This window comes from Zetaproteobacteria bacterium (genome assembly GCA_003696765.1).
GTDB lineage: Bacteria > Pseudomonadota > Zetaproteobacteria > Mariprofundales > J009 > RFFX01.
Map to the genome: position 1 here is coordinate 1 of RFFX01000019.1, position 5,451 is coordinate 5,451.

3 protein-coding genes and 1 pseudogene are annotated in these 5,451 nt (G+C 64.6%); 3 read left to right on the forward strand and 1 reads right to left on the reverse strand.

All coding sequences use genetic code 11. The features are described 5' to 3' along the window. Positions 1 to 1,916 (reverse strand): hypothetical protein (locus tag D6682_01960; protein ID RMH52405.1); only part of this gene is annotated, 1,916 nt, incomplete at its 3' end. Positions 1,917 to 2,203: 287 nt separating this feature from the next. On the opposite strand from D6682_01960, the gene D6682_01965 reads away from it, so the two are divergent. The 3 genes and pseudogenes from D6682_01965 to lpdA form a co-directional block, all read left to right on the forward strand. Next, positions 2,204 to 3,028 carry an undecaprenyl-diphosphate phosphatase gene (locus tag D6682_01965; protein ID RMH52406.1) on the forward strand — a complete coding sequence of 275 codons (825 nt, stop codon included), beginning with the start codon at positions 2,204 to 2,206 and terminating at the stop codon, positions 3,026 to 3,028. Between the two features lie 48 nt (positions 3,029 to 3,076). After that, positions 3,077 to 3,856: pseudogene (locus D6682_01970) on the forward strand (prolipoprotein diacylglyceryl transferase). Positions 3,857 to 3,908: 52 nt separating this feature from the next. Further along, positions 3,909 to 5,451 (forward strand): dihydrolipoyl dehydrogenase (gene lpdA / locus D6682_01975; GenBank protein RMH52407.1); only part of this gene is annotated, 1,543 nt, incomplete at its 3' end.

A 5,451-nucleotide genomic window follows, 5' to 3' on the forward strand; every position in this document is an offset into this window, starting at 1 on the left:
CGCAGATCCCAGCCGTAGGCATCCACCGGCACCGTCACCTTGAAAAACTTCCAGGTGCTCGCGTATTGATCCACAACCGAAACAGAACCGCCGTTGAAGCCGATCTGCGGCGAGGGAATCGCGCTGGTGGTGAGGTTAAAGGTTCCCAATGCCTGACCGGGACTATAAACACCGATATACCAGATGTCGGCGGGCAGGGAGGGGAGTTGCAACAATCCGCTGGCGGATGAATAGTCAATATGACTGGAACTGTTATCGTAGGTGGAACCATTGCTGCGGTAATTCCAACTGCTCGGCACCGCGTTGCGCCGGATCGCCAGCTGGGTGCCGGGCGTGGCGTTGGAGAGCGCCAACTGCCAGCCGAGTTGCGACAGGAAGGCGTTCACATCCGTCACCTGATAATAACGCCAGCCGGACTGGTTCTGGAACGCCGTTCCGTTGGATAGCGGTGAGGTGGATGCATAGGGGTTGCCGACGGCGGCCGGATCGTTGATCACGGCGGCCGGTGTAATCACCGGATTGTTGCTGGTCAGCGTGAAGCTGTAGGCGCCGATGCCGTGCACGGTCACATACCACACCCCGTTGGTCAGCGTTGGCGGCACATGGGTGATCGAGTCGGTGACACCGGCCGGTGCCTCGGAGAATCCGTCGTTGTTCCACAGATTGGGCACTGCGCCCTTGCGCACATAGAGATTGGCATTGCCACTGGTGGGGCTCAAGTTGGTTTGCCAGGCGATCTGCTGCAGGGGCACATCGATCCTGTAGGTGACATAACCAAAGCCCGCGTCATCGGTGCCGGTGAGGGTGAAATCAAAATTGGCCTTACCGGAGGCGCCGGCGACATAGCTCGGCTCGGCATTCGGAATCCGCACCTGCTGCTTGCGCGAGTCAAGGTTGATCACCGTGCCGGGAGCCGCCGCCACCCCGATGTAATAGACCGCATTGCTCAGATAAGGCGGCACCACCAGCATCTGGCCGTGCGCCAACCTGCCCGATCCATAATCGGATGTGCCGTATTCGCTGCGATCAAAGAAGGTATTGGAAGCGTTGGCGATCACCGCCTTGCCCTGACGCACATAGAGGGCGTAGGGGTCGCCATTCAGCCACAGGCGCCACGCCTCGGTGTAGCTGTCGATGGAAACACGAAAAGTCGCCATGCCCTCAGGACCCACCGTCACCTGTCCGCCGGCGGCGGCAGTCGTGCCGACCGTGCCGAGGTCATGCACAAAAAGATCACCGCTGACCAGATTCCACTGCGCTCCGGGGGTGGCATGCACGCGGATATACCACACGGAATTAGGGGTAAACTGGCTGTTGTCGAGGGTGATGGCATCGGGACCGACGCGGGTCGAGTAGTAGCTGCCGTTCCCTGTGGGTGCATTGGTGGCCTGCATATACATATCGGCCTCGCCCTGAAGCACATTCAGCCGACTGCGCCAGCCACCATGAATCCCCGGTTGCGCCACCACCTTGAACAGATAGTCACCGCCGTAACTGTCCGCCGGCAGGGCAAGCTGGGTGCCGTTCTCAACGGTACCGTCATCCCAGACAACGCTGCGGGCGTACTCCGGCGTGACATAGAGGTCGGCAACGGCGGAGCTGTTGTAGATCGCTGTCAGGTCGAGCCGATAGCTGTAGCCGTCGTGGATCAGCGTTGGATCGACAAGGAGTGTGGGCTGGGTTGAGGATGAGGATGACAAAATCCGCCTTGGATTGGCGGGATCCGAGTAGATGTCCCACAACTCCAGCCGTACAGCGGCCGATGCCGGGGCGGTGATCCGGTACCCTTTTTGACCAACGGGGGCATCGAGCCGCCAGCTTCGGATCTGGTTGGCGGCCAGGGAGACCCCCGCTGCACTGTAGGCGTCGGTGATCGTGCCCAGGCTTGCCGCATGTGACGATGTGGCCGGAAACATGAACCAAACTGCTATGGTGACCAACAAGGTCTGTGCCGCCCGCCCGACCACGGAAGCCCATCGAAAGAACGTCATCGCTCCCTCCGCAAAGAAAACCAGACCGGCAAATCGCAGCAGACGTACGGATACCGTCAATCCCCAATTTGGGGGATAGGCAAGGCAAGAAGCCGCACAGGAATCAAGGCCATGTCCGGATTTTCCCCAACGTAACCACATGGTTTCACCACATGGAGCCATGTGGAAAAGGAAAGGATGCGCCGCTCCCGGGCCGCCGTTAGCGTTGGCCCATGATTGTACAGACCGTAGGTGCCGCCCAGGCCGCCGCCCTCGCCCTGATCCAGGGCCTGACCGAATTCCTGCCCATCTCCTCCTCGGCCCATCTCGCCCTGCTGCCGATGCTCACCGACTGGCCCGACCAGGGGCTGGCCTTCGACTGCGTGCTCCATCTCGGCTCGCTCACCGCGGTCCTCCTCTACTTCCGCAGCGAACTCGCCGCCATGACCACCGGCTTCGCCCGCACCCTGGCCGCCCGCCGCATCGACGCCGACCCCGACGGACGGCTGGCCTGGTACATCCTGCTGGCCACTATCCCGGTCGGTGCCGCGGGCCTCGCCTTCAAGGATGTCGTCGAGCACGACCTGCGCACCATCGCGGTCATCGCCACCACCTCGATCCTCTTTGGACTGCTGCTCGGCTGGGCCGACCTGCGCGGCAGCCGCCGTTTGCGCGACGACGACTGGAGCCTGCGTGATGCCCTGCTGGTCGGCGCCGCCCAGGCGGTGGCGCTGATCCCCGGCACCTCCCGCTCCGGAATCACCATGACCGCAGCGCTGATGCTCGGTTACAGCCGTGAGGCGGCCGCCCGCTTCTCCTTTCTGCTGTCGATCCCGGTGATCGTGCTCGCCGGCGGCCTCAAGGTGAAGGAGTGGGTACAATCAACCGGCCCACAGCCGGAGAGCGCCGCCATCCTCTTCTTCGGCTACCTGCTCTCCGCACTCTCCGCCTGGCTCTGCATCCACTACTTCCTCAAATATCTCAACCTCATCGGCATGGGGCCGTTCGTGGTCTACCGCATCCTGCTGGGAGCTGCCCTGTTCCTGCTGCTATGGTAGCCGGCACCCTCCACGCTCCAGCACCGCGGACCGAACGTCCGTGAGGTGATCACCGCGCCGCAGATCGACCCGGTCGCCCTCCGGCTGGGGCCGCTGGCCATCCACTGGTACGGCCTGATGTACATCGCAGGCTTCGTCACCGCATGGCATCTGGTGCGCTGGCAGTTGCGGCGGGACGGGCTGTGGCAGAGTGTGGTCACCCCCGAGGCCTACGAGGGGCTCTTCTCCACACTGATCCTCGGCGTGGTGCTCGGCGGCAGGATCGGCTACATCCTCTTCTACAACCTCCCCTACTACCTCGCCCACCCGATCGAGATGCTCTATGTCTGGCGGGGGGGGATGAGCTTCCACGGCGGCCTGGTCGGCCCGATCATTGCCGGCTGGTGGTACTGCCGCCGCCACGACCTGCCGCTGCTCAAACTGGCCGACCGCTTCTTCACCGTCGCGCCGATCGGTCTGGCGCTGGGGCGGATCGGCAACTTCATCAACGGCGAACTCTGGGGGCGGGTGACCGACCTGCCGTGGGCGATGGTCTTCCCCGCCGCCGGCCCCGAGCCGCGCCACCCGAGCCAGCTCTACGAGATGACCCTCGAAGGGTGGCTGCTCTTCGCCCTGCTCTGGAGCCAGCGCCGGCGCGATTGGCCCGACGGCGCCCGCGTCGCCCTCTTTCTGGTCGGCTACGCATCGGCCCGCATCTTCTGCGAACAGTTCCGCCAGCCCGATCCGCAGCTCGGGTTCCTCTACGGCCCGCTGACCATGGGAATGGTGCTCTCCTCCCTGATGCTGCTGGTCGGATCCCTCTGGCTGTGGCGCCTTTTCCGGCGCCAGCTAGAGTTCCCGCCGCAACACTCCGAATCCCGACCCGCAGGAGCCGCGCGCCATGCCGATCGACATCTTCATGAATCAGCTCTCTCCCACCATGACCGAGGGGAAGATCGCCCGCTGGCTGAAGAAGGAGGGCGACGAACTGGTCTCCGGCGAGGTACTGGTCGAGGTGGAGACCGACAAGGCGACGATGGAGATGGAGGTGGTCGACGAAGGAATCCTGCACGCCATCCTGGCGCCGGAAGGGGCGGTGGTGCCGGTCGGCGCGCCGATCGCCGTCGTCGCCGAAGAGGGAGAGGAGATTCCTGAAGATTACCGGCCGCAGGTGCCCGACCAGGCGGAACCGTCGGCCGACGCCCCCGATGCGCAGCCGGAGGCGGCGGCCACCGGGTCGGCCACGCCCGCGCCCACGCAGCAGGCCGCAACACAGCCGACGGAAGCTTCTTCCGACCAACAGGCTGGAGCCGGCAAGGCATCCGGCCTGTTCAACCCCGACGGCGAATACGATGTGGCGGTCATCGGCGCCGGCCCCGGCGGCTATGTGGCGGCGATCCGTGCCGCACAGCTCGGGTTGAAGACCGCCTGTATCGAATCGACTCACCTGGGCGGCATCTGCCTCAACTGGGGCTGCATCCCTACCAAGGCGCTGCTGCGCACCGCCGAGCTGGTGCAGACCATCCGCCACCACGGCAAGGAGCTGGGGCTGGGCATCGACAGACCGGCGCCCGACCTGGCCGCGGCCGTCGCCCGCTCGCGCAAGATCTCCGCCAAACTCAACAAGGGGATCGGCTTCCTGTTCCGCAAGAACAAGGTGACCCACATCGAGGGCACCGCCCGTTTCGACGGCCCCGATCGCCTGCTGGTCACCCACGAGGGCGAGACACGCCAGGTCACGGCCAAACATGTGATCATCGCCACCGGCGCCCGGCCGCGCGCCTTCCCCGGCATGGAGATCGACGAAGAGGTGGTAGTCACCTACAAGCAGGCGCTGGTGCCCGGATCCCTGCCGGAGCGGCTGACCATCATCGGCTCCGGGGCGATCGGCATGGAGTTCGCCTACTTCTACAACGCCATGGGCAGCAAGGTGACGGTGCTGGAGGCGGCGGATCAGCTGCTGCCGCTGGAGGATGCCGAGATCGCCGCCGTGGTCGCCAAAAGCTTCAAAAAACAAGGGATTACCACCATCACCGGCGCCATGGTCCAGTCGGCGCGCAACGAAGAGGGGCGCGGCGTGGTCGTCTACCAAAAGGATGGCGAGGAGCAGCGCGTTGAAAGCGACCAGGTGCTGGTCGCCGTCGGCGTGCTGGGCAACACCGACGGTCTCGGGCTGGAGCAGACGAAGGTGAAGGTCGATCGCAACACCATCGCGGTGGACGACTACTACCGCACCGACCACCCCGGCATCTACGCCATCGGCGATGTAATCGGCGCGCCGGCACTGGCCCATGTCGCCAGTCATGAGGGAATCGTCTGCGTCGAGGCGATCGCAGGATGCAATCCCCACCCGATCGACTACGAACGCATCCCCGGTTGCACCTACTGCCAGCCGCAGGTCGGCTCGATCGGCCTGACCGAGGCGGAGGCGGCAGAGCGCGGCA